At 71.8% G+C, this 23055-nt stretch carries 24 protein-coding genes; 2 read left to right on the top strand and 22 right to left on the bottom strand.

Going from position 1 to position 23055, the window contains the following annotated elements:
- Positions 1-42: 42 nt before the first annotated feature.
- Together tsf and rpsB are read right to left on the bottom strand one after the other, a co-directional pair.
- Complete coding sequence (tsf, locus tag ACFWRO_RS32030) at positions 43-879, bottom strand: translation elongation factor Ts (protein ID WP_384516523.1); 837 nt, start codon at positions 877-879, stop codon at positions 43-45.
- A gap of 121 nt (positions 880-1000) precedes the next feature.
- Positions 1001-1921 (bottom strand): 30S ribosomal protein S2, encoded by a 921-nt coding sequence (gene rpsB, locus ACFWRO_RS32025; RefSeq protein ID WP_384516520.1) that lies wholly within the window; start codon positions 1919-1921, stop codon positions 1001-1003.
- A gap of 257 nt (positions 1922-2178) precedes the next feature.
- On the opposite strand from rpsB, the gene ACFWRO_RS32020 reads away from it, so the two are divergent.
- Complete coding sequence (locus tag ACFWRO_RS32020; protein WP_384516517.1) at positions 2179-2739, top strand: M23 family metallopeptidase; 561 nt, start codon at positions 2179-2181, stop codon at positions 2737-2739.
- Here the strand turns inward: ACFWRO_RS32020 and ACFWRO_RS32015 are convergent.
- From ACFWRO_RS32015 to ACFWRO_RS31935, 17 genes are all read right to left on the bottom strand, one after another.
- Complete coding sequence (locus ACFWRO_RS32015; RefSeq protein WP_384516588.1) at positions 2729-3286, bottom strand: TetR/AcrR family transcriptional regulator; 558 nt, start codon at positions 3284-3286, stop codon at positions 2729-2731. The two genes, ACFWRO_RS32020 and ACFWRO_RS32015, sit on opposite strands and share 11 nt — an antisense overlap.
- Positions 3287-3339: 53 nt before the next feature.
- Positions 3340-4176, bottom strand: coding sequence for an RNA polymerase sigma factor WhiG (gene whiG, locus ACFWRO_RS32010; protein WP_384516514.1), 837 nt, complete (start codon positions 4174-4176; stop codon positions 3340-3342).
- Between the two features lie 239 nt (positions 4177-4415).
- The gene (dprA, locus tag ACFWRO_RS32005) at positions 4416-5573 is read right to left on the bottom strand and encodes a DNA-processing protein DprA (RefSeq protein ID WP_384516512.1); all 1158 of its coding nucleotides are present in this window, start codon (positions 5571-5573) and stop codon (positions 4416-4418) included.
- Positions 5570-7183: a YifB family Mg chelatase-like AAA ATPase gene (locus ACFWRO_RS32000; RefSeq protein WP_384516510.1), complete on the bottom strand. Its 1614-nt coding sequence runs from the start codon at positions 7181-7183 to the stop codon at positions 5570-5572. Before ACFWRO_RS32000 ends, dprA begins: the two co-directional genes overlap by 4 nt.
- A gap of 1 nt (position 7184) precedes the next feature.
- Entirely contained in the window at positions 7185-7550 is a 366-nt protein-coding gene (locus tag ACFWRO_RS31995; RefSeq protein WP_384516508.1) for a YraN family protein, read from the bottom strand.
- A gap of 105 nt (positions 7551-7655) precedes the next feature.
- A complete protein-coding gene (locus tag ACFWRO_RS31990) occupies positions 7656-7964 on the bottom strand; it encodes a DUF2469 domain-containing protein (RefSeq protein ID WP_005311352.1) in 309 nt (102 codons plus the stop codon).
- A gap of 55 nt (positions 7965-8019) precedes the next feature.
- Positions 8020-8547, bottom strand: coding sequence for an NUDIX hydrolase (locus tag ACFWRO_RS31985; RefSeq protein WP_384516585.1), 528 nt, complete (start codon positions 8545-8547; stop codon positions 8020-8022).
- Between the two features lie 26 nt (positions 8548-8573).
- Positions 8574-9323: a signal peptidase I gene (lepB, locus tag ACFWRO_RS31980; protein WP_384516505.1), complete on the bottom strand. Its 750-nt coding sequence runs from the start codon at positions 9321-9323 to the stop codon at positions 8574-8576.
- Positions 9324-9386: 63 nt separating this feature from the next.
- Positions 9387-10346: a signal peptidase I gene (gene lepB, locus ACFWRO_RS31975; RefSeq protein WP_384516582.1), complete on the bottom strand. Its 960-nt coding sequence runs from the start codon at positions 10344-10346 to the stop codon at positions 9387-9389.
- A complete protein-coding gene (gene lepB, locus ACFWRO_RS31970; RefSeq protein WP_384516503.1) occupies positions 10261-11322 on the bottom strand; it encodes a signal peptidase I in 1062 nt (353 codons plus the stop codon). The genes lepB (ACFWRO_RS31975) and lepB (ACFWRO_RS31970) overlap by 86 nt, the downstream gene beginning before the upstream one ends.
- Complete coding sequence (lepB, locus tag ACFWRO_RS31965) at positions 11315-12148, bottom strand: signal peptidase I (protein WP_384516500.1); 834 nt, start codon at positions 12146-12148, stop codon at positions 11315-11317. Before lepB (ACFWRO_RS31965) ends, lepB (ACFWRO_RS31970) begins: the two co-directional genes overlap by 8 nt.
- Positions 12149-12219: 71 nt before the next feature.
- Positions 12220-12570, bottom strand: coding sequence for a 50S ribosomal protein L19 (rplS, locus tag ACFWRO_RS31960; protein ID WP_384516498.1), 351 nt, complete (start codon positions 12568-12570; stop codon positions 12220-12222).
- A gap of 129 nt (positions 12571-12699) precedes the next feature.
- Positions 12700-13521, bottom strand: a complete 822-nt coding sequence (gene trmD / locus ACFWRO_RS31955) for a tRNA (guanosine(37)-N1)-methyltransferase TrmD (RefSeq protein ID WP_384516496.1) — start codon at positions 13519-13521, stop codon at positions 12700-12702.
- Entirely contained in the window at positions 13521-14078 is a 558-nt protein-coding gene (gene rimM / locus ACFWRO_RS31950) for a ribosome maturation factor RimM (protein WP_384516493.1), read from the bottom strand. The genes trmD and rimM overlap by 1 nt, the downstream gene beginning before the upstream one ends.
- 85 nt (positions 14079-14163) lie before the next feature.
- Entirely contained in the window at positions 14164-14403 is a 240-nt protein-coding gene (locus ACFWRO_RS31945; RefSeq protein ID WP_005311361.1) for an RNA-binding protein, read from the bottom strand.
- Positions 14404-14405: 2 nt separating this feature from the next.
- Positions 14406-14849 carry a 30S ribosomal protein S16 gene (rpsP, locus tag ACFWRO_RS31940; RefSeq protein ID WP_384516490.1) on the bottom strand — a complete coding sequence of 148 codons (444 nt, stop codon included), beginning with the start codon at positions 14847-14849 and terminating at the stop codon, positions 14406-14408.
- 179 nt (positions 14850-15028) lie between these two features.
- Positions 15029-15622 (bottom strand): hypothetical protein, encoded by a 594-nt coding sequence (locus ACFWRO_RS31935; protein WP_362003401.1) that lies wholly within the window; start codon positions 15620-15622, stop codon positions 15029-15031.
- 385 nt (positions 15623-16007) lie between these two features.
- On the opposite strand from ACFWRO_RS31935, the gene ACFWRO_RS31930 reads away from it, so the two are divergent.
- Positions 16008-16757: a class I SAM-dependent methyltransferase gene (locus ACFWRO_RS31930; RefSeq protein WP_384516487.1), complete on the top strand. Its 750-nt coding sequence runs from the start codon at positions 16008-16010 to the stop codon at positions 16755-16757.
- Between the two features lie 28 nt (positions 16758-16785).
- Here the strand turns inward: ACFWRO_RS31930 and ftsH are convergent, their stop codons facing one another.
- From ftsH to ACFWRO_RS31915, 3 genes are all read right to left on the bottom strand, one after another.
- On the bottom strand, positions 16786-18711 hold the full coding sequence (ftsH, locus tag ACFWRO_RS31925; protein ID WP_384516484.1) for an ATP-dependent zinc metalloprotease FtsH: 1926 nt from the start codon (positions 18709-18711) through the stop codon (positions 16786-16788).
- A 177-nt stretch (positions 18712-18888) separates the two neighbouring features.
- Complete coding sequence (ffh, locus tag ACFWRO_RS31920; RefSeq protein WP_384516481.1) at positions 18889-20442, bottom strand: signal recognition particle protein; 1554 nt, start codon at positions 20440-20442, stop codon at positions 18889-18891.
- Positions 20443-20672: 230 nt separating this feature from the next.
- The coding region (locus ACFWRO_RS31915; RefSeq protein ID WP_384516478.1) for a [protein-PII] uridylyltransferase at positions 20673-23055 on the bottom strand (2383 nt) is incomplete at its 5' end.

Genomic DNA, 23055 nt, shown 5'->3' with positions numbered 1-23055 from the left:
GCTTCAGACCCTACCGGGGTCCGGTGTCCGTCGCGTACGGACTCAGATGCCGACCTTGATGCGCGTGAAGCGCTTCAGGGTGACGCCGGCTTCCTTCAGGATCTGCTCGACGGACTTCTTGTTGTCGAGCGCGTACGCCTGGCCGAGCAGCGTGGCGTCCTTGAAGAAGCCGTTGACGCGACCCTCGACGATCTTCGGGATGGCAGCCTCGGGCTTGCCCTCCTCGCGGGTGGTCTGCTCGGCGACGCGACGCTCGGTCTCGACGACCTCGGCCGGGACGTCCTCACGGGTGAGGTACTTCGGCGCGAAGGCGGCGATGTGCTGCGCGACGCCCTTGGCGATCTCGGCGTTCGGCTTGTCGAGCTCGACGAGGACACCGATCTGCGGGGGCAGGTCGGGCATCGTGCGGTGCATGTACGCGTAGACGGAGCCGTCGGCGTACTGCGCGAAGCGGTCGAGGACGATCTTCTCGCCGAGGTTGGCGTTGGCCTCGTCCACGAACGCCTGGACGGTCTTGCCGGCCTCGATCTCGGAGGCGAGCAGCGCCTCCAGGTCGGCCGGGGAGGAGGCGGCGACGTGCGCGGCCAGCTGGGCGGCGACGGCCTGGAACTTCTCACCCTTGGCGACGAAGTCCGTCTCGCACTTCAGCTCGACGAGGACACCGGAGGTGTTGTCGTCGGCGATGAGGGAGACGACGGCGCCGTTCTCGGCAGAGCGGCCCTCGCGCTTGGCGACGCCCTTCTGGCCCTTGATGCGCAGGGCCTCGACGGCCTTGTCGACGTTGCCGTCGGCCTCGTCCAGGGCCTTCTTGCAGTCCATCATGCCGGCGCCGGTGAGCTCACGGAGCTTCTTGACGTCAGCGGCGGTGTAGTTCGCCATGAGTCTGAGTTCTCTCTCGAAGTCTGAAAGATCTACGGGTGGACGGCGGGGGCTTTGTGGGCCCCCGCCGTCGACATCCGAAACAACCAACCGGACCTGACCTGTGCGGTCAGGCCGTGGGTCAGGCCTGCTCGGCCTCGGCGGCCGGGGCCTCGGCGGCCGGGGTCTCAGCGGCCTCGACGGCCTCGACAACCTCGGTGGCCTCGGCGTCGGCGACCTTCTCGGTCTCGGCGGAGGTCTGGACCTCGGCCTCGTCAGCCTTCTTCTCACCCTCGAGCAGGTCGCGCTCCCACTCGGCGAGCGGCTCGGCAGCGGCCTTCTCGCCCGGCTTCGAGTCGCCGGTCGCAGCGCCGGAGCGGGCGATGAGGCCCTCGGCGACGGCGTCGGCGATCACGCGGGTGAGCAGGGTGACGGAGCGGATCGCGTCGTCGTTGCCCGGGATCTTGTAGTCGACCTCGTCGGGGTCGCAGTTGGTGTCGAGGATCGCGACGACCGGGATGCGGAGCTTGCGCGCCTCACCGACGGCGATGTGCTCCTTCTTGGTGTCCACGATCCAGACGGCGCTGGGCACCTTGGACATCTCGCGGATACCACCGAGGGTCTTCTCCAGCTTGGCCTTCTCGCGGGAGAGGACCAGGAGCTCCTTCTTGGTGAGGCCGGACGCGGCCACATCCTCGAAGTCGATCTGCTCGAGCTCCTTGAGGCGCTGCAGACGCTTGTAGACGGTGGAGAAGTTGGTGAGCATGCCACCGAGCCAACGCTGGTTGACGTACGGCATGCCGACGCGCGTCGCCTGCTCGGCGATGGCCTCCTGGGCCTGCTTCTTCGTACCGACGAACATGATGGAGCCGCCGTGGGCGACGGTCTCCTTGACGAACTCGTAGGCGCGGTCGATGTACGACAGCGACTGGAGCAGGTCGATGATGTAGATGCCGTTGCGCTCCGTGAAGATGAAGCGCTTCATCTTCGGGTTCCAACGACGGGTCTGGTGACCGAAGTGGACGCCGCTTTCCAGCAGCTCCCGCATCGTGACGACGGCCATGGCCGTATCTCCTTGTGTTTCTCGGTTATGTCCTGACGCCCCGACGCGCCGTGCCACGAGGGACCGAAAAGGCGCTGCCACGGCCGGTGAGGGCTGTGTGGCGGGGCGTGCGAAGTCGACCCGGTGACCCGGATCGCCATAGGAAGTGTACGGGACCTCGGGGGTGCCGGGTGACGGCGCTGTCCACAACCAGCCGGTTGTCCACAGCTACCGACCATGATCGGCAGGAAATGGGGCGGGTGCGGGACGGTGTCGCCATGCATCTGACGACACTGCTTCTCGCTCTGGCCCTGCTGTGGCCCCCGAACGTGCCGATGGGGTCCCCGAGCGTGCCGCCCGTGGCCCTGACCTGGCCGCTCGGCCCGCCGCGCCCGGAGGTCGTGCGCGGCTGGGAGCCTCCGGCCGGTCCGTACGCGGCCGGTCACCGCGGTCTCGACCTGGCGGCCCCGGTGGGCGCCCCGGTCCGCGCGGCGGCGTCGGGCGTGGTCACGTTCGCGGGCCGCGTGGCCGGCCGGGGCGTCCTCACCATCACGCTGCCGGGCACCGGAGACCCGCCCCTGCGCACCACCTACGAACCGGTTGAGCCCCTGGTCACGGCGGGCACGACGGTCACCCGGGGTGACCCGGTGGCCACCCTCGCGCCCCGACCGGCCGGCGGGGCCGGGTCCCCCGGAGCGGCAGGGGCGGCCGGGGCGGCCCACTGCCCGGAGTCCTGCCTGCACTGGGGCCTGCTGCGGGGCGACACGTACCTGAACCCCTTGCTCCTGCTGCGCCAGGGTCCGTCGAGGCTGCTGCCGGTGGCGGGGGTCAGCCGCTGACGCCGCGCAGGGCCATGGAGACGGCGGCCTCGGCGACGGTGTCCGGGTCTTCGGCCGCGCCCAGTTCGATACGGCGGACGGCGGCGTCCACGACGCCCTGGAGGAGCATGGCGCCGAGGCGGGGCTGGGGCTGACCCAGGTCGTCGAGGGCCTCGACGATCATGGTGACGAGGCCGCCGTGGGCCGCGCGGATCTTCTCGCGGGCGCCCTGGTCGAGCTCGCTCGCGGAGATCGCGACGACCGCCCGGTGGCGCCGGTCCCCCACGAGCTCCAGCTGCTTGCGCACATACGCCTCGACCTTGCCCTCAGGCGTGTCGGCGCGGGCCATCGCCGTCTCGACCTCGGCCGCCCAGACGGGGAAGTCGACGGCGCACAGCTCCTCGACCACGGCCGCGCGCGACCGGAAGTACTCGTACACCGAGGAACGGGCCAGGCCCGTGCGCTCGGCGAGGGCGGGGAAGGTCAGCGCCTCCGTACCGCCCTCGGACAGCAGGGAACGCGCGGCGTCCAGCAGGGCGCCGCGCTGCATCGTCCGGTGCTCGGCCACCGAGGCCGCTCGAATCCTTGGCACGGCTCCACCATACGACTGGGCGCTCTCGGTCAGCGCCCCACATCGGCCAGCTTGGCGCGCAGCTGCAGGACCGACTTGGTGTGGATCTGGCTGACGCGGCTCTCGGTGACCCCGAGGACATTGCCGATCTCGGCGAGGGTGAGGCCCTCGTAGTAGTAGAGCGTGACGACGGTCTTCTCCCGCTCGGGGAGGGTGTTGATGGCGCGGGCGAGCAGCCTCCGCAGCTCGCGGTCCTCGGCGACCTCGACCGGGTTGTCGGCGGCGGTGTCCTCCAGGGTGTCCATCAGCGACAGCCGGTCGCCGCCCTCGCCGCCGACGTGCAGCAGCTCCTCGAGGGCGACCACGTTCGCCAGGGACAACTGGCTGAAAACCGCGTGCAGTTCCTCCAGGCCGATGCCCATCTCCGCCGCGACCTCACCCTCGCTCGGGGTGCGCCGGAACTTGGCCTCCAGCGTGGCGTACGCGCGCTCGACATTGCGCGCCTTCTGCCGCACCGAGCGGGGGATCCAGTCGAGGGCGCGGAGTTCGTCGATCATCGCGCCCCGGATCCGGGTGATCGCGTAGGTCTCGAACTTGATCGACCGCTCGACGTCGAACTTCTCGATGGCGTCGATCAGCCCGAAGACGCCGGAGGAGACGAAGTCGGCCTGTTCCACATTGGACGGCAGGCCCACGCTGACGCGGCCGGCGACGTACTTCACGAGCGGGGAGTAGTGCAGGATCAGCTGCTCGCGCAGTCGCTCGTCGCCCGTGTCCTTGTAGGACCGCCACAGTTCGTCGAGCGATGTCGGCGCGGGCGGTCGCACGGTGCCCCGGGCTGCTGGGGGCACCGCAGCGCGGTCAGACCCGGAGGTGTGCTGGGGCATGCGTTGCCTTGAGCCGTTCTGCTGGCGGGTTTGTCGGGACGGATGTCCGTCGGGGAACCCTTGCGAGCGTAGCGTGACTGGACGGTCGCGGTCTGCGAACCTCTGCGGATCGCACCGCTCCGGGTGGACGTCCTCGGCCACATCTTCGAACCCGGGCCGTGGCGCGTGTCGGCCCCTCGGGTGCGGCCGAGACAGCTGGGTTGTTCATCACCCTCACCATTTCACCCGAATGCTCCAGGTCAAGTACCGCCTCGCCGCGCATTCGCCCCTTCCGTGGGGGTGTTCGTCAACCGCCAGTCGTCGCCTTGCCGTTCGACGAACCCCAGGGAGTGCAGTTCGTACAGTCTGACGAGGGTGTCGTCGGGGGTGGCGCCTGACCGGTCCGCGATCTCACTCACACAGGTGGCGCGGCCCGCGGGCATCGCTTCGAGGACGCGGGAGGCGTCCTGGGCCAGGAGGTCTCTCGCCAGGACCGGGCCCCGCCGGGCGGGGGCGAGTTGGCCCATGTCTCCGACGAGTTCGATCACTTCGGCGGCCTCGGTGACGAGGGTCGCCTCGCCGCGCAGGAGTTCGTGGACACCGGCGGAGAGCCCGCTGGTGACGGGGCCGGGCACGCCCATGGTGTGCCGGCCTAGGCGGGCGGCGGCGCGGGCGGTGACGAGGGAGCCGCTGCGGTACTCGGCCTCCACGACGACCGTGCCTCGGGTCAGGGCGGCGATGACACGGTTCCGGAGGATGAACCTGCTGGGCGTCGGGTGGCTGCCGGGCGGCAACTCCCCGATGACGAGCCCCTGTTCCGCGACGCGCCCGATGAGTTCGGCGTGGCCGCGCGGATAGGGGATGTCGACGCCGCAGGCCAGCACGGCGACGGTGGCGCCACGGGCGGCGAGGGCACCTCTGTGAGCGGCGCCGTCGATCCCGAACGCGGCGCCCGAAACGACGACCCAGCCCTCCTCGGCGAGCCCGGAGGCGAGCGTGGTGGCCATGTGCGCGCCGTACGGGGTGCAGGCCCGGGCGCCGACGACGGCGACGGAGCGCAGCGCCCAGGTCCGCAGGTCGGCGGGGCCCCGGGCCCAGAGGCCGACGGGACGGGTGTCGCCGAGGTCGTCGAGCTGCCGGGGCCATTCGATGTCGCCGGGGACGACGAGCCGGCCGCCCTGCCGGCCGATGGTGTCGAGATCCCGCTGCGGCTCGGCGCTCGCGGCCCTCCGCCGCCACCCTGCGACCCGTTTCGCCCCGGTGCCGGCGAACGCGTCCGGGTCGTCGGCCTGGTCCCTCAGCCGCTGGAGGAAGCCCTCGGCTCCGTACTGCCGGAGCCACCGGCCGGCGTGGACGTCACCGGGCTCGACGACCTGGGTGAGCGCGGCCCGGGCCAGCCGTTCCTCGTACGTGATCATGCGCGCTCCCCCGCTCCCACCGGTACGCCCCGGGCGATGCCGGTCCGCAGTTCGAGGGCGAGGTCGACGTCCTGGGCGTCCGGGCGGTCGTGGCCCGCGAGATCGGCGACGGTCCAGGCGACGCGGAGAACCCGGTCGAGGCCGCGCGCGGTCAGCATGCCGCGCTCGATGTCCCGCTCCGCCGCGGCAAGGGCCCCAGGGGCGACGGCGAAGCGCGTCCGCAGTTCATGGCCGGGGACTTCGCTGTTGACGGTCCAGGGGGTGCCGGTCAGGCGGGCGGCCGCGCGGGCCCGTGCCTCACGGACGCGGTCGGCGACGGCCGCCGTGGACTCCCCGCGCCCGCCCTGCCCGAGGAGGTCGGAGCGGGTGACGGGCTCGACCTCGACGCGCAGGTCGACGCGGTCGAGGAGCGGGCCGGAGAGCCGCGCCTGGTAGCGGCGGATGAGCGAGGCGGGACACTCGCACCCCGCGCCGTGCAGGGTGTGCCGCCCGCACGGGCAGGGGTTGGCGGCGAGCGCCAGGAGGAACCGCGCGGGGAGCCGGACGACCCCGGCGGCCCGGGCGATGACCACGTGCCCGGACTCCAGCGGCTGACGCAGGGCATCGAGCGCCTTTCCGGAGAATTCGGGCGCTTCGTCCAGAAAGAGAATGCCTCGATGAGCCAGGGACACGGCACCCGGGCGCGGGAGTCCGTTGCCGCCGCCGACGAGGGACTGCATGGTCGCGGAGTGGTGGGGCGCGCAGTAGGGGGCGCGGCGGACGAGGGGTTCGCCGGGCGGGAGGATGCCGGCCACAGAGTGGATGGCGGTGACTTCGAGGGACTCCTGACGGGTGAGCGGGGGCAGGATGCCGGGGAGCCTTTCGGCAAGCATGGTTTTTCCGGCTCCGGGTGGCCCGGAGAGCAGCAGGTGGTGGCTGCCGGCGGCGGCGACCTCCAGGGCGCGGCGCGCCCCGTGCTGACCGGCGACGTCGGCGAGGTCCGGTCCGTCGAGGAGGTCGGCGGTGAGGCCGGTGCCGACGCCCGCGCCGGGGACGAGGAGCCCGGCGAGCATGGCGTCCGGGCGGCCCGCCTCGGCGGGCTCCTCCTCGGGGACCGGTTCGTCGGAGAGCACGGCGATGAGCTGGCGCAGGCTACGGACGCCGAGGACGGAGACCCCGGGGACGAGGGAGGCCTCGCCCGCCGTCTGCTCGGGGACGACGACCTGGCTGTAGCCGGCTTCGGCGGCGGCGAGGACGGCGGGCAGGACGCCCCGCACGGGCCGGACGCGCCCGTCGAGCCCGAGTTCGCCGATCAGGACGAGGTCGGCGATCCCCCGGGGATCGATCCGCTCGGCGGCACCGAGCACGGCAGCAGCGACGGCCAAGTCGAAGCCCGAGCCGCCCTTGGGGACGGACGCGGGGCTGAGGCCGACGGTCAGTTTCTTCTGGGGCCACTCGGCGCCCGAATTGACGATGGCGGCGCGGACGCGGTCGCGGCTCTCGGTGAGGCTCTTGTCCGGGAGTCCGACCAGGGTGAAGGCGGCGACGCCGGCCTCCAGGTCGGCCTGGACCTCGACGACGACGCCCTCGACGCCGACGAGGGCGACGGAGCAGGTGCGGGCGAATCCCATCTCAGGCCACCCCCTGGGCGTGGGTGACGACCGGGGCGCCCCTGCGGGGCAGGACGACGCCGACGAGGTCGATGCGGATGCCGCCGTCGGGCGGTGATCCGCCGTGGCGGTCGAGCCAGCAGGCAGCGAGCCGTTTGAGCCGGTCGGCCTTGACCGGCGTGACGGCGGCCATGGGGTGCTCGAAGGCACCGGCCCGCCGGGTCTTCACCTCGCACACGACGACGGCGTCCCCGTCGCGGGCGACGATGTCGATCTCTCCGGTCCGTCCGCAGCGCCAGTTCCGCGCGAGGATGACCATCCCGGCCGCCGTGAGCCTGCGGACCGCCAGCTGTTCTCCGTACTGGCCAAGAGCGCTCGTTGCGTTCATTCGGTACCACCTCCGGCACCGACTGTGACGCTTCGCGACGTTCCGTGTGCGGGCCGGTGGACAACCACCGGCCTGTGGAGAACCCCGTCACCCCTGCGGGTGGTTTCAGCTGCCGGGAAGCTCCAGGTCGCTCTTGTTGAGCTCCTCGATGTTCACGTCCTTGAACGTGAGCACCCGGACCTGCTTGACGAACCTGGCCGGCCGATACATGTCCCAGACCCAGGCATCGGCCATGGACACCTCGAAGAACACCTCGCCCTGGACCGAGTGCACCTGCATCTCGTAGTCATTGGTGAGGTAGAACCGACGCTCGGTCTCGATCACGTATTTGAACAGCCCGACGACATCGCGGTACTCCCGGTAGAGCTTCAGCTCCATCTCGGTCTCGTACTTCTCGAGGTCCTCGGCGCTCATGGCATGTTCCCCTTCAGCCGTGCGTCCACCTATTGTGCGCCAGCCGCTCGCACCGTTAAGCGATTTCCGTGGCGAGCACCAGCGGCGCACTCGGCGGTCCCTCGTCGAGCAGCCGGTTCAGTAGCTCGGCGAGTCTGGTCGGGTACACCGTCTCACGCGCCGCCGACAGTTCGGCGGAGGTCCACCACCTCAGCCCCGCGACACTGCGTTCCTCCAGCTCGGTGAGGCCGCCGGGGGCGGTCACGGTCTGGCTCGTTCGCGCCAGGTAGTACCACTCGTCCTGGTCCCAGCGCCGCCCGTCGAACGGGAAGGAGCAGATCCGCTGCCACAGGACCGGTCCGAGTTCGACGTCCGTGATCCCGGTCTCCTCGGCCAGCTCGCGCAGGGCCGCCTGCTCGCGGGTCTCGTCGCCCTCCAGGCCGCCACCGGGCGTGAACCACCAGGTCAGGTCCGGTTCGTCGGGCTCGTAGCCGTGCAGGAGGAGGATGCGGTCGTCGGGATCGAGCAGCACCACCCGAGCCACCCGCCGCAGCTCCGGCCCGACGGCCTCGCCCGCGCCCGCGCCCGAGCCCGCCGAGCCCACCGCGCCCCCGCCGCCCGTCGCACCCGTCACGCGTCCACCGTCTCTCTGCCCTTCGCCCGGCCACCCTGGCGGCGGCCCGCGAGCCGCGCGACCGGCCCGTACGCCGCCCCGCCCAGGATCAGTACACACCCGCCGACGATCGCGTAGAAGAGCGGCTCCACGGGCCCGGGGACGGAGACCCCGCCCGGCAGCGCCGCGAAGCCCGCGGGGCGCTCCACGAGGGCCGCGTCGGGCCAGGCGACGGCGTCGACCCGGGCGGTGACCGCCGAGCGCGGTACGGAGCCCTGGCCGGCCTCCTCCAGGTGCGTCCGGGAGTCCAGGGAGTTGTGCCGCTCGTCGCCGAGGAGGAAGAGCTTCCCCTCGGGCACGGTCGCCGAGAACTCCTGCCCCGAGGCGGGGGCGCCGGGCCGCGTGTACGGCTCCACGACCGGCTTGCCGTCGATCGTGAGCCGGCCGTCCTTGTCGCAGCAGGCGACCGTGTCACCGCCGACGCCGACGACCCGCTTCACCATGGTCGAGCCGCCCCAGAGCGGGTCGTCGAAGATCACGATGTCGCCGCGCCGTACCTCGTCCCCGTCGATCCGCTCGGCGAGGACCTTGGAGCCGACGGCGAGCGCCGGGGTCATCGAGTCGGTGGGCACGCTGTACGGCTGGTAGAGCACGGCCCCCCAGACGAACCCACCGAGGAAGAGCACACAGCCGACGGCCACGACCAGCCCCGACAGAACACTGCCGAGGCGGCCGCGGCCGCCTTCCGTACGTATGGTTCCGCTCATCCCAGCGCTCCCCGCCTCGAAGGTCGGTACGACGATCCGGGACGGCACCCTACCCGCGCGTCACTACTCGGCGGTATGCCGAGTGGCGAGCCTCTTCCTTCGCCACAGGACCAGCGGCAGCGCGCCCACCAGGCCGACGCCCGCCAGACCGGCCGCACCCGGGGCCACCGCCAGCGCCTTGTTGAGCCCCGGCTGGTCGAAGGTCTCCGGCACGGGCAGCGTCGCCCAGCGGGTGACCGGCCAGGCCACGAAGACCGCGCGGCCGACGACCTGGTCGTTCGGGACGGTGCCGCCGCCCGCCAGGTTCTGGTGGTAGCGGGAGTCCAGCGAGTTCTGCCGGTTGTCGCCCATGACCCAGATGCTGCCCTTGGGGACGGTGAGCGGCCCGAAGGGCTTGTCGCCGCAGGGCGAGGAACCGGGGTAGATGTACGAGGTCTCGTCCAGGGTCTTGCCGTTGAGGATGACCTTGCCGCCCTCCTTGCAGGAGACCGTGTCGCCACCCACCGCGATGACCCGCTTGATCAGGTCCTTCTCCTCGGCCGAGGGCATCAGGCCGATGAAGGAGAGGAACTCCTGGAGCACGTTCGGGTCCGGCGTGGGCTCGCCCTCGAGCCAGCCGCCCGGGTCGTGGAAGACGACGACCTCGCCGCGCTCCGGCTCCGAGCCGAACCACGGGGTCAGCTTGTCGACCAGGACCCGGTCGCCGCGCTGCAGCGTGTTCATCATCGAGTCGGAGGGGATCGAGAACGCCTGCACCAGGAACGTCTTGATCAGCAGGGCGAGCACCAGGGCGATGCCGATCAGCAGCGGCAGTTCCTTCCAGAAGGATCGCGGCTTCCGTTGAGCGACGGCTCCCTCGTCGTCCTGCCCGCCGTCACCCGTACCGTCCGAGTCGCCGGAGCGGTCGGCGGGGTCGGCGTCGCGCCCGCCGCTGGAGTCATCCCTCATGGCCACCGACGACTCGGCGAGCTGCTCGGGCCTCTCCTCGGGCTCGTCGTGTCCGGATCGTGCGCCGACGGCCACATCCCCCACATCCACTCCTCAGTCCGTGCATATGCCTGCCCCAGAACAGGGACAGGCCCACCACTCCCATAACGAGCGGGAGTTCCGCAGGAGTCGGGAGCCAGGGCAATCCGTTCAGATTCCGCGAGGACACACTATGCGACACGCCGCTCGCGGACACAGCGCCCGAACGACCGTCCGGTACGGCCGCGAACGTGTCCGGCTCCTCCAGGCGGCGCCAGTGGCCCACCGGCCAGACGATGCCGACCGCCCGGCCGACGACGTCGTCCACGGAGATCGTCCCCCGGTCCTTCTCGTCCAGGTGGTAGCGCGAGTCGGCGGAGTCCGAGCGGTGGTCGCCCAGGACGAAGATCCGGCCCTCGGGCACCTTCACCTGGAACTTGATCTTCGAAGGCGCGTTCCCCGGATGCAGATACGGTTCCTCCAACGGCACGCCGTTGACCGTGACCTTCCCGTCCGCGCCACAGCAGGCGACGGTGTCGCCGCCGACCGCCACCACCCGCTTGATCAGGTCCTGGTCGTCGGCCGACGGCAGCAGCCCGATGAACGTCAGGGCCTGCTTGACCTGCTTGACGCCGACGGGGTCGTCGGCGGGCGGCGGGGCGTCCTGGAGCCAGTTGCCGGGGTCCTTGAAGACGACGACGTCGCCGCGCGCGGGCGTGGCGCCGAACCAGGGCGTGAGCTTGTCGACCACGACCCGGTCGTCGATCCGGATCGTCTGTTCCATCGAGCCGGACGGGATGACGAAGGCCTGGACGAGGAAGGTCTTCAGGACGAGCGCGATCAGCACGGCGACAGTGATCAGGAGCGGGATCTCCTTGATCGCCGAACGCTGCCGCCGCCGCTTGACCTTGCGGGCGAGCCTGCGCCGCTCCGCGCGCCCGGGCATCGGACGGCCGCCTTCCGTGGGCCGTGTGCCGGTGGGCAGCCGTGTGTCGGCGCGGTGCCCGCCGGCCGCCCTGCCGCGGTTACCCATGGCCGCCCGCCGCGGGGGCCGGTACGGAGTCGAAGGCACCGGTCTCGGGCACCCCAGACCAGCGGCCGAAGGGCCAGCCGATCCAGTCCGCGCGCCCGATCACCCGCTCGACGGGCACCATGCCGCCGCCCGGCTGACCGAGGTGGTCGCGGGAGTCGCTCGACTGGCTGCGGTGGTCGCCCATCACCCACAGGGTGCCCTGTGGCACCACGATGTCGAAAGGAACCTTGGAGGGCGCGTCACCCAGCTGGACGTACCACTCCTCGACGGGCACGCCGTTGACGGTCAGCCGGCCGTTCTTGTCGCAGCAGACGACGCGGTCGCCGCCAACGCCCACGACCCGCTTCACGAAGTCCGTCTCGGCGGGTTCGGCGAGCCCGAGGGCCGCCGCCGCGCCGCGCAGGAGCCCGGTGACCGGGTTCTCCTCGGGGGCCTGCTGGACGAAGGAGCCGGTGCCGTCGAAGACGACCACGTCGCCCCGGCGGGGCTGGTCGCCGAAACGGTACGCCAGCTTGTTCACCAGGATCCGGTCCCCGACCTGGAGCGTCGGCTCCATCGAGCGGCTGGGGATCAGGAAGGGCTGCAGCACGAAGTGGCTCAGGAGCAGCACGAAGACGACGCAGAGGGCGCCGATGACCCCTGTGCGCCGCCAGGACACGCCGAAACGCTCGGCGACCCCAGGCCGCTCGTCAGGCTCGGCGGGCCCGTCGACAGGCGCCACGGGCTCCACCGGTTGCCCGTCCGGCCCGGACATACGCGCGGAGCGCGACCGCTCCTCCATGCCGGAGGAGCGGTCGCGCTCCGTGTGCTGTGCTTCGGTGTCCATCGGGGGCAGAGCCTATCCGGCCGCCCTGAGAGTCAGTGTTCCGAAGCCCCGCGCGATCGGTGAGCCGGAGCTCAGCGGTCGCGCTTCTCCTTGATCTTGGCAGCCTTGCCGCGCAGCTCACGCAGGTAGTAGAGCTTGGCGCGACGGACGTCACCGCGGGAGACGAGCTCGATCTTCTCGAAGATCGGGCTGTTCACCGGGAAGGTGCGCTCGACGCCGACGGAGAACGAGACCTTGCGGACCGTGAAGGACTCGCTGACGCCAGAGCCCTGACGGCGGATGACGACACCCTTGAACTGCTGGATACGCGAGCGGTTGCCTTCGATGACGCGCACGTGGACGTTCACGGTGTCGCCGGGGCGGAAGGCGGGGAGGTCGGTGCGGAGCGAAGCCGCGTTGACCGAGTCGAGCAGGGAGGCCATGGTGGTCTCTTTCCTCGCTGATGCCACAGGTCATCAGCGGAACGTTCGAAGAGGAGATGGAGCGTCGTGCGCACCGGGCGGGCGTCGTCCCCCTGTGGCAGGGGCGCTCGTCGGGCACACAACAGCGGCCTATTCTTCCACGGCCTCGGGCCTGCGCCAAAATCGGCCGCCGGGCTCGGGGGCCCAGCCCATCATGGAGAGGATCTCGCGGTCCTTCTTGTCGAAGGCGGCGGGGTCGCAGCGCTCGATCAGGTCGGGCCGGTTGAGCGCCGTACGCCGGAAGGCCTCGTCGCGGCGCCAGCGCGCGATCTTCCCGTGGTGCCCGCTGACGAGCACGTCGGGGATGCCGCGGCCGCGCCACTCGGGGGGCTTGGTGTAGACGGGGCCCTCGAGGAGGTTGGCCATGGCGCCGGGGGCGAAGGAGTCGTCGCGGTGGGACTCGGCGTTGCCGAGGACGCCGGGCAGCAGCCGCGCCACGGCCTCGGTGACCACCAGGACGGCGGCCTCCCCGCCGGCCAGCACGTAGTCGCCGATGGAGACCTCGTAGACCGGCATCCGGGTGGCGTACTCGTCCATGACCCGGCGGTCGATGCCCTCGTAGCGGGCGGGCGTGAAAATCAGCCATGGACGCTCGGAGAGCTCGACGGCGAGTTCCTGGGTGAAGGGGCGTCCGCTGGGGGTGGGGACGACGAGGACGGGGCCGTGGGCGCCCGCCTCGAAGCCGTCGGCGAGGGTCTGGTCGAGGGCCTCGCCCCAGGGCTCGGTCTTCATGACCATGCCGGGGCCGCCGCCGTAGGGGGTGTCGTCGACCGTGTTGTGCCGGTCGTAGGTCCACTCCCGCAGGTCGTGGACGTGGACGTCGAGCTGTCCACGCGCGCGTGCCTTGCCGACCAGGGAGACGTTCAGCGGCTCCAGGTACTCGGGGAAGATCGTGACGACGTCGAGCCGCATCAGGACGCGTCCTCGTCCTCGTCCTCGCGGGAGGAGACGATCTCGGCGCGGTCGTCGATGAGCCCGGGCGGCGGGTCGATGACGGCGCGCTGCTGCTCCAGGTCGATCTCGGTGACGATGTTCTCGACGAACGGGATCATCAGCTCGGTGCCGTCGGGCCGCTCGACGATGAAGAGGTCCTGGGACGGCAGGTGCGAGATCTCCGTGATCCGGCCGATCTCGGTGCCGTCGGTGAGCACGACGTCCAGGTCCATGAGCTGGTGGTCGTAGTACTCGTCCTCCTCCGCCGGGAGCTCGTCGGGGTCGACCTCGGCGATGAGCAGGGTGTTACGGAGCGCCTCGGCCCCGGTGCGGTCGCGTACGCCCTCGAAGCGGAGCAGCAGGCGACCGCTGTGCACGCGCCCGGTCTCGATGGTCAGGGGGCCCGCGGTGGCCGGATCGGTGAACAGGACCGCTCCGGGACTGAGCCTCAGCTCGGGCTCGTCGGTCCGTACCTCGACGGTGACCTCGCCCTTGATGCCGTGGGCGCGGCCGACCCGCGCGACTACCAGCTGCACGTCTTCATTCTCTCCTGATCCGACGACGACGGGCCGGGGCGGACCCGAAGGCCCTCCCCGGCCCGTGCCGGTGTGTCCAACTTGCTCAGCGGACCTGGTCCACGTCGACGAGGTCGACCCGGATGCCACGGCCGCCGATCGCGCCCACGACGGTACGCAGGGCACGCGCGGTGCGGCCGTTACGGCCGATCACCTTGCCGAGGTCGTCGGGGTGCACCCGGACCTCCAGCACGCGCCCGCGACGCAGGTTGCGCGAGGCGACCTGCACGTCGTCGGGGTTGTCGACGATGCCCTTCACGAGGTGCTCGAGAGCCTCCTCGAGCATGCTCAGGCCTCGGTCGACTCGGTGGACGCGGCCGCGTCGGCCTCGTCCGCCTTCTTGTCGGCCTTCTTCGCCTTCGGGGTGATGGCCTCACCCTTGGCGTCGTCACCCTCGAGGGTCTTGGCGAACACGTCGAAGGACGCGCGCTTGTCCTCCTTGGTCGCCGGCTGCAGCAGCGGCGCCGGGGCCGGCAGGCCCTTGTGCTTCTGCCAGTCGCCGGTGAGCTTCAGGATGGCGAGGACGGCCTCGGTCGGCTGGGCGCCGACGGACAGCCAGTACTGCGCGCGGTCCGCGTCAACCTCGATCTTCGACGGGTTGTACGTCGGGTGGTACAGACCGATCTCCTCGATCGCACGACCGTCCCGGCGGGTGCGGGAGTCGGCGACGACGATGCGGTAGTGCGGCTGGCGAATCTTGCCGAGGCGCTTGAGCTTGATCTTGACTGCCACTGGAGTGGTGTCTCCTGGTCTTGACGTGGTTGGGCACATGAGATGCCACGTGGGGTTGCGGTACTCGGGTGCCCGATGGACGCGTCAGCCGGAGGAGAGAGGGGTCCTATGCGACTGTCGAGTACAGCTAGCCATTGTGCCACACGACCGTGGCGCCCCCGACCCGGCCGGGTCGGGGGTCAGCCCGCCACGCCCGCTGTTTCCGGGATGCGGAAGGGCTTGCCGCAGCCGCCGCAGACGATGGGCGCCTGGGCGAGCACCGAGGGGACCACGCGCACGTTCCGTCCGCAGTCGCAGACGGCCTTCACGCGCACGCCGCCGCCGGAGGAGCCGTGACGGGCGGCGGGGCCGCGGAAGGAGCGCTTGGTGTCCGCGGCCGTCGCGACGGTGTGGGCCTTGAGGGCGCGCTGGAGCCGCTCGATCGTGGGCCGGTACCGCCGCTTCGCCTCGGGGTTGAGCGTGACCAGTGAGAAGCCGCTGCTGGCGTGCGGTTCCTCGGGGTGGTCCAGGCCCATCTCCTCGGCGATCGCGAGGAATCTGCGGTTGTGGTAGCGGCCGGCGCGTGAGGTGTCGCGGACTCCTCGGGCGGCGGCGATGCCGTGGACTGCCTCGTGGAGCAGTCGTTCGAAGGAGAGTTCGGCGCCGCAGGCGGACGAGGACTCTCCGATCAGGGACTCGGGCGCGGCAAGATCCGGCAGTTCGGGGTGGTGCCGCTGAATGTCGGCCCACGCCTGTGCCAGCTCTGCGGCGAGAACAGGTGGTGTCGTGCTCACGTCGCGTACAACGAGCCGACTCGCCCCCGGGTTCCATTCCGGGGCATCCCAAATATTTTGCACGTACCCGTCAGTTGGCATTGATGCGTCCGGACGAGGGTCAGTGCGCAGATCTGCGGAGAAGTCGCGACAGCCCGCTGCAAGCTGGTGCGTAGCGGCGCATACGCCCCGGCGCGCGGAGAGACCTCCTGCGCGCCCCTGGGGTCGACGCAGGGACAGTACCGGGTCGTGGGTCAAGTCGGCGCACCGGCCCCACCCGGACGGCGGAAGTGGTCCGGCGCGAGCACTGGACGCGGGCACGGATCGGCAGTTCCCTGACATACGGGGGGATGCGGGCGCACGTACACGGGGGCTGTCGACCAGGCAACTGATTGGGGCGCTTTCCATGACACCTACGCTCGTCCCGCACCACCCCGCGCGTGACTGGGCCGAGATCCAGGAACGCATGCTCGTACCGCTCTACGAGGCGGTGTACGACCGGCTCGACGTGGGCCCCGGCTGCCGGGTCCTGGGGCTCGGCTGCGGCTCGGGACTCGCGCTGCTGATGGCCGCCTCGCGCGGGGCGCGGGTGACCGGCGTGGACCGGGACCACGCGCGCGTGGAGCTGGCCCGGGAGCGGATGCCGGAGGGTGCGGGGCACGCTCTGGTGGAGGGCGAGCCGGCGGACGCGGGCGACCCGTCCCGTACTCCGTACGACCTCGTGACGGCGTTCCACACCTCGACCGGTCTGGGGCGGACGCTCGCAGCCGTCACCCCTTTGGCCCAACCCGGCGCGGCGGTCGTGCTGGCGGGCTGGGGGCCGCCGGAGCGGTGCGCGACCTCGTCCGTCCTGCGGGTCGCCGCGCGGCTCGCGGGGAACAGGCCGGGCTTCGGCGAGGACCTGGAGGACGTGGTGGCGCGCGCCGGTCTGAAGCCCGACGGCTCGGGGCGGGTGTCGTGCCCGTTCGGCTACGCGGACCAGGACAGCGCGGTACGGGGCCTGATGTCGACGGGCGACTTCGACGCGGCGGTCCGCGCGACGGACCCGTCCCAGGTCGAGAAGGAGATCGCGGAGGCCCTGCACCCGTACGTCCGCCGCGACGGCACGGTCTGGATGCCGAACGTCTTCCGGTACCAGATCGCCAGGGTGCCGTAGGCGCCGAGAGGCCCTAGGGGGACACCCCCTAGCCCTCCTTCGTCAGGCGCGTGATGCCCGCCGCGCGGTACGCGGCTTCCTCCTCCAGGGTCTCCTCGGCCAGGAGGGCGGTCGCGAGGGCGTCGAGTTTGTCGCGGTTCTCGCGGAGTTGGCGGATCGCGCTCTCGTAGCACTCGTCGACGATGCGGCGCATCTCCTCCGCGACCATGTCGAGGGTCGCGGGGGCCGCGGAGAGGCCGTACGCCTGCTGGACGTCGCCGGGGATGGCGGTGAGGCGGCCGACGCGTTCGCTCATGCCCCAGCGGCCTGCCATGCCGCGCGCGATGTTGGTGACCTGCTCCAGGTCGCTCTCGGAGCCGGTGGTCACGACCCCGTAGACGACCTGTTCGGCGGCCATCCCGCCGAGCGCGCCGATGATCCGGCCCCGCAGGTACTCCTCCGTGTACGCGTACTTGTCGGCGTCCGGCGTCGAGAGCGTGACGCCGAGGGCCCGGCCGCGCGGGACGATGGTGATCTTGCGGACCGGGTCGGCGCCCGGCTGGAGCATGCCGAGCAGGGCGTGGCCGCTCTCGTGGTACGCGGTCCGGCGCCGCTCCTCCTCCGGCATCACCAGCGGCCGTTCAGCGCCGAGCTGGACCTTCTCCAGGGCGTCGGACAGGTCGGACCGGGTCACCTCCTTCTGGCGCCGCTTGACGGCGAGGAGGGCGGCCTCGTTGGCGAGGTTGGCCAGTTCGGCGCCGGTCATCCCCGGGGTCGTCCGGGCGACCTGGACCAGGTCGACGTCCGGGGAGAGCGGGATGTCCCGGGTGTGGATCCGGAGGATCGCCTCGCGGCCCCCGCGGTCGGGCGGGTTGACGTGCACGATCCGGTCGAAGCGGCCTGGCCGGGTCAGCGCCGGGTCGAGGACGTCGGCGCGGTTGGTGGCGGCGAGCACGATGACGCCCTCGGAGCCGGTGAAGCCGTCCATCTCGGTCAGGATCTGGTTGAGCGTCTGCTCGCGCTCGTCGTGGCCGCCCATGCCCGAGCCGCCGCCGCGCGCCCGGCCGATGGTGTCGATCTCGTCGATGAAGATGATCGCCGGGGCCACCTTGCGGGCCTCGGCGAAGAGTTCCCGTACCCGCGAGGCGCCGACGCCGACGATCATCTCGATGAACTCCGATGCCGAGGCGGAGAAGAACGGCACCCCCGCCTCGCCCGCGACCGCCCGCGCGAGCAGGGTCTTGCCGGTGCCGGGCGGACCGGCGAGGAGCACGCCGCGCGGCATCCTGGCGCCCATGTCGCGGTAGGCGGAGGGGTTCTTCAGAAAGTCGACGACATCGTTGAGCTCGCCCTCGACCTCGTCGATGCCGGCCACGTCCTCGAAGGTGGTGCGCTGCTCCCCCGCCACCAGCTCCACCGGCTTGGGCGGCGCCTTGCGGCCGAGCATGCCGCCCGCGCCGCCCATCCCGGAACTCATCCGGCGGGCGATGAAGATCCACAGGACGACGAGGAGCAGCATCGGCGCGAGCGAGATCAGCAGGTTGGCGAGGAAGCTGCGCTCCTGGACGACCGGCTCGGCGGTGACGGTGACGCCCTTCGAAGTCAGTTCGCCCCAGAGGTTGTCGTCGGCGAACGCGGGCCGCTGGGTGACGAACTTGCTGTAGTCACCCTTGTCCCCGTTGGGCAGCGCCTGTTTGTTCTTCAGCTCGCCCTGGATGGCGTCGCCCTTGGAGTAGATCTTGGTGACGTTGCCGGCGTTCACCTGCTTGCTGAACTCGGTGTACGAGATCGTCGGCTCGTCGCCCCGGTTGAAGAACGACAGCACGAGGTTGGCGAGCAGATAGACGACGAGGGCGGTGAGGATGAGGCCGCCCCAGCCGCCGGGCATCTTCTTCTTCGCCGGCGGGGGTGGCGGCGCCCCTTCCGAGCGCCAGGGCTGGTCGGTCCGGTCGCGCGGGGGTACGGAGTTGGGCACGCTGCTCTCCTCATACCGACGTCAGGCCCGGCCTTCAGTATCGAGAGGGCCGCCAATCCCGGCATTTCGGGCGGCGTGGAGGAGTGAAAAGGGGCCCGGGGCGGTTTCGCACCGCCCGGGCCCCTTCACGTACGACTCGAATCACATACGAGTCGAAAAGCATCGGCTCGAAGAGCGTCAGCCCATGAACTTCTTGAACTCGTCCGGCAGCTCGAAGTCGCCCGCGCCCTGGCCGGCCGCCGGGAGGCCGAACGCGCCGCCCTGCTGCGCCTCGTCGCGGCGGGCCTGGGCGGCCTCCTCCTCGGCCTTGCGCTTCATCGGGTTGCCGCTCTTGCGCTTGCCCTTGGCCTGCTTGACCTGCTTCTTCTGCCGACCGGGGCCGCCGCCCATGCCAGGCATCCCGGGCATGCCCGGCATGCCGCCGCCCTGGGCCATGCGGGACATCATCTTGCGGGCCTCGAAGAACCGCTCGACGAGCCCCTTCACCGCGCTGACCTCGACGCCGGAGCCCTTGGCGATACGGGCGCGGCGGGAGCCGTTGATGAGGGTCGGGTCCTGGCGCTCGCCCGGGGTCATCGACTTGATGATCGCGGCCGTGCGGTCGACGTCCCGCTCGTCGATGTTGTTGATCTGCTCCTTCATCTGCGCCATGCCGGGGAGCATCCCGAGCAGCTTGGAGATGGAGCCCATCTTGCGGACCTGTTCCATCTGGGCCAGGAAGTCGTCGAGCGTGAAGTCCTGGCCCTTCTTGGACGCCAGCTTGGAGGCCATCTTGGCGGCCTCTTCCTGGCTGAAGGTCTGCTCGGCCTTCTCGATCAGGGAGAGCATGTCGCCCATGCCGAGGATGCGGGACGCCATGCGGTCCGGGTGGAACGCGTCGAACTCGTCCAGCTTCTCGCCGTTGGAGGCGAACATGATCTGGCGGCCGGTGACGTGCGCGATGGAGAGCGCGGCACCGCCTCGGGCGTCGCCGTCGAGCTTGGAGAGCACGACGCCGTCGAAGCCGACGCCGTCCCGGAAGGCCTCGGCGGTGTTGACCGCGTCCTGACCGATCATGGCGTCGACGACGAAGAGGACCTCGTCGGGGCTGACGGCGTCGCGGATGTCCGCGGCCTGCTGCATCAGCTCCTGGTCGATGCCGAGGCGGCCGGCGGTGTCGACGATCACGACGTCGTACATCTTGGTCCGCGCGTACTCGATCGAGTCCTTCGCGACCTGGACCGGGTCGCCGACGCCGTTGCCCGGCTGCGGGCCGTAGAACGCCACGCCCGCGCGCTCGGCGACGACGCCGAGCTGGGTGACGGCGTTGGGGCGCTGGAGGTCACAGGCGACGAGCAGCGGGGAGTGACCCTGGCTCTTGAGCCAGAGACCGAGCTTTCCGGCGAGGGTGGTCTTACCGGCACCCTGGAGACCGGCGAGCATGATCACGGTCGGCGCGGTCTTGGCGAAGCGCAGCCGCCGGGTCTCGCCGCCGAGGATGCCGATGAGCTCCTCGTTGACGATCTTGATGACCTGCTGGGCGGGGTTCAGCGCCTGGGAGACCTCGGCGCCGGTGGCCCGCTCCTTGACCTGTCGGATGAACGCCCGGACGACGGGCAGGGCGACGTCCGCCTCGAGCAGGGCGATACGGATCTCGCGCGCGGTGGCGTCGATGTCCGCCTCGGACAGGCGGCCCTTGCCCCGGAGGTTCTTGAATGTCGCTGCGAGGCGGTCGGAGAGGGTATCGAACACGGCGGTCGCGGATCCTCGGTGTCGGGGGCAGGCGGACGGATTGCCCTCAAGGGTATCTGCCCGGCCGAAGTAAGTGCCCCCGCCCTTCAGATCCGGCGGGCGGGGGCACACCCCCGCGCGTACGGGGAGAAGGCATCGGCACCGGCGGCCCGGTCCCTGACCTGTGGGTCACCCCCGCTCGCGCGGGGAGCACACAGTGCTCAACGACCGGGGCGCCCTTGCGTCACGGATCACCGCAGCGCCCCCTCCAGGGCCTTCGCCAGGTCGGCGGCCTCCTCGTCGGAGAGGAGGGAGCCGTCGGGACGGGTCACGTACAGCGTGTCCACGGCGTTCGCGCCCAGCGTCGAGACGTGCGCGCTCCTGACCCGGACGTCGGCGCCCTCCAGGGCCCGGCCGATCCGGTGCAGCAGGCCTGGGGCGTCCTGGGCGCGGACCTCGATGACGGTCGCGAGCCGGGAGCCGGCCGCCGCGACGGTGACCCGGGGCGGCGGGGCCGTGACCCCGCGCCGCCTCGGGTGTGCGGCGTCACGTTCGGCGAGGCGGGCGGGGATGTCGAGGCTGCCGTCGAGGGCGCGGACGAGGTCGGCGCGGAGCCGGGTGGCCTGCGGCAGGGAGCCGTACGCGGCGGCGACCCGCCAGTTCAGGACCAGGACGGCGCCGGGGCCGAGCTCGGTGGGGAGCTCGACGGCGCGCAGGTCGGCGGCGCGCACGGTCAGGCGGTGCAGGGCGAGGACGCCGGCCGCGGCGGGCAGGACGCCGGGCTGGTCGGGCAGGGCCATGAGTAGCTCGACACCGACCGGCTCCGGCGCGCCGTCCTCGGGGGCGGCCTCCGGCTGGGTGTGCAGGGCGAGGACCGGCTCCCCGGTGCGCAGCGCCTCGATGGCGAGGCGTTCCTGTTCGGCGCTGGGCGCGGCCGGTTCGGGCTCAGGGGCGGGCTCGCCCGCGAGGACGGCCCCGACGCGTTTGACGAGGTCGGCGACGAGGGAGGCGCGCCAGGTGGACCAGGCGGCGGGTCCGGTGGCGAGCGCGTCGGCCTCGGTGAGGGCGTGGAGCAGTTCGAGCGCGCCCGGTGTCCGGACGGCGGCGGCCACGGACCGTACGGTCGCGGGGTCGTCCAGGTCGCGCCGGGTGGCGGTCTCGACGAGCAGCAGGTGGTGGCGTACGACGGTGGCGAGGACGGTCACGTCGGCGGGGTCGAAGCCGATCCGGGCGGCGACGTCGCGGGCGATGGTCTCCCCGGCCACGGAGTGGTCGCCGGGCCAGCCCTTGCCGATGTCGTGCAGCAGGGCGGCGACGAGCAGCAGGTCGGGCCGGCCGACCCGGCGGGTCAGCGAGGAGGCGCGGACGGCGGTCTCCACGAGGTGCCGGTCGACGGTCCAGGTGTGGACGGGGTTGCGCTGGGGCCGGCAGCGGACCCGCTCCCAGTCGGGCAGCAGCCGGGAGACGAGGCCTTCGGCCTCCAGGGCCTCCCAGACGGGCACGGTGGACTCCCCCGCGCCGAGCAGGGTGACCAGCTCCTCGCGCGCCTCGGCGGGCCAGGGCACGGGGAGCGGGGCGGCGCCGGCGGCCAGGCGGCGTACGGCGTGCAGGGAGAGCGGAAGGCCGGACTGGGCGGCCGCGGCGGCGGCGCGCAGCGGGAGCACCGGGTCGCGGTCGGGTTTGGCGCTGAGGGCGAGGACGGCCTCGCCGTCCATCTCCACGACGCCCTCGGCGAGCGGGGTGCGCTCGATCGGCGGCTTCGCTCCGCCCGTACGGCCGGAGCGGCCGCCGAGGAGGCCGCGGAAGCGGGGGCGGGCGGAGCGGGCCTTCAGGACCCGGTTGACCTCGCGCCAGGTGACGTCACCGGCGTACGCGATGATCCGCGCCGCTTCGTAGACCTCGCGCAGCAGGGTGTCGGCGTCGAGGAGGCCCAGCTCCTCGGCGACGGCGTCCTGCTCCTGGAGGGCGAGCCGGTCGGTTGCCCGGCCGGTGGCGAGGTGCAGCGCGTCGCGGGTGTCGAGGAGGCGGCGGCGGGCGCCGTCCAGGCCCTCGCGGGGCGCGTCGGCGATCCAGGAGGCGGCCACGGCGCGCAGCACCTGGGCGTCACGGAGCCCTCCCCTGGCCTCCTTCAGGTCGGGTTCGAGGAGGAACTGGAGCTCCCCCATCCGCTCGGCGCGCTCGCGGCAGAGGGCGTCGAGTTCGGGGAGGCGCTTGGGGGCCTGGTTGCGCCAGTCGGCGAGGACAGCGGTCCGCAGCGCGGCGACGAGTCCGAGGTCGCCGGCGACGGGCCGGGCGTCGAGGAGGCCGAGGTGGACCTTGAGGTCGTCCCCGGCCGTCTTCAGGGCCTCGGCGGGGGTGCGGACGGAGTGGTCCAGGGAGAGGCCCAGGTCCCAGACCGGGTACCAGATCCGGTCGGCGAGCGTGGCGACGGCGCCCGCGTCGGCGCTGCCGTCGTGCAGCAGGAGCAGGTCGAGGTCGCTGCGCGGGGAGAGTTCGCCGCGCCCGTAGCCGCCGACGGCGACGAGCGCCACCCCTCGTGGCGGCCTGGCGGCGGTGAAGAGGCCGGTCAGCCAGTCGTCGGTGAGCCGGGCCAGGGCGGCACGGCGCGGCGGCCCGGACTGCTCCTTCTCGGTG

This window comes from Streptomyces sp. NPDC058579 (assembly GCF_042718575.1).
GTDB lineage: Bacteria > Actinomycetota > Actinomycetes > Streptomycetales > Streptomycetaceae > Streptomyces.
Note: the sequence above shows the minus strand (reverse complement) of the source record. Positions and strands in the feature narration are given on the sequence as shown.

Excerpts from the sequence above, each read along its gene's own strand:
- tsf (WP_384516523.1), bottom strand. The coding sequence starts at position 879 with ATGGCGAACTACACCGCCGCTGACGTCAAGAAGCTCCGTGAGCTCACC.
- ACFWRO_RS31990 (WP_005311352.1), bottom strand. The coding sequence starts at position 7,964 with ATGAGCGCCGAGGACCTCGAGAAGTACGAGACCGAGATGGAGCTGAAG.
- rplS (WP_384516498.1), bottom strand. The coding sequence starts at position 12,570 with ATGGCCTCCCTGCTCGACTCGGTCAACGCGGCTTCGCTCCGCACCGAC.
- whiG (WP_384516514.1), bottom strand. The coding sequence starts at position 4,176 with ATGCCCCAGCACACCTCCGGGTCTGACCGCGCTGCGGTGCCCCCAGCA.
- rpsB (WP_384516520.1), bottom strand. The coding sequence starts at position 1,921 with ATGGCCGTCGTCACGATGCGGGAGCTGCTGGAAAGCGGCGTCCACTTC.
- ACFWRO_RS32020 (WP_384516517.1), top strand. The coding sequence starts at position 2,179 with ATGCATCTGACGACACTGCTTCTCGCTCTGGCCCTGCTGTGGCCCCCG.
- ACFWRO_RS31930 (WP_384516487.1), top strand. The coding sequence starts at position 16,008 with ATGACACCTACGCTCGTCCCGCACCACCCCGCGCGTGACTGGGCCGAG.
- lepB (WP_384516505.1), bottom strand. The coding sequence starts at position 9,323 with ATGAGCGGAACCATACGTACGGAAGGCGGCCGCGGCCGCCTCGGCAGT.
- ACFWRO_RS32000 (WP_384516510.1), bottom strand. The coding sequence starts at position 7,183 with ATGGGATTCGCCCGCACCTGCTCCGTCGCCCTCGTCGGCGTCGAGGGC.
- trmD (WP_384516496.1), bottom strand. The coding sequence starts at position 13,521 with ATGCGGCTCGACGTCGTCACGATCTTCCCCGAGTACCTGGAGCCGCTG.
- lepB (WP_384516500.1), bottom strand. The coding sequence starts at position 12,148 with ATGGACACCGAAGCACAGCACACGGAGCGCGACCGCTCCTCCGGCATG.
- lepB (WP_384516503.1), bottom strand. The coding sequence starts at position 11,322 with ATGGGTAACCGCGGCAGGGCGGCCGGCGGGCACCGCGCCGACACACGG.
- ACFWRO_RS31945 (WP_005311361.1), bottom strand. The coding sequence starts at position 14,403 with ATGCTCGAGGAGGCTCTCGAGCACCTCGTGAAGGGCATCGTCGACAAC.
- ACFWRO_RS31995 (WP_384516508.1), bottom strand. The coding sequence starts at position 7,550 with ATGAACGCAACGAGCGCTCTTGGCCAGTACGGAGAACAGCTGGCGGTC.
- dprA (WP_384516512.1), bottom strand. The coding sequence starts at position 5,573 with ATGATCACGTACGAGGAACGGCTGGCCCGGGCCGCGCTCACCCAGGTC.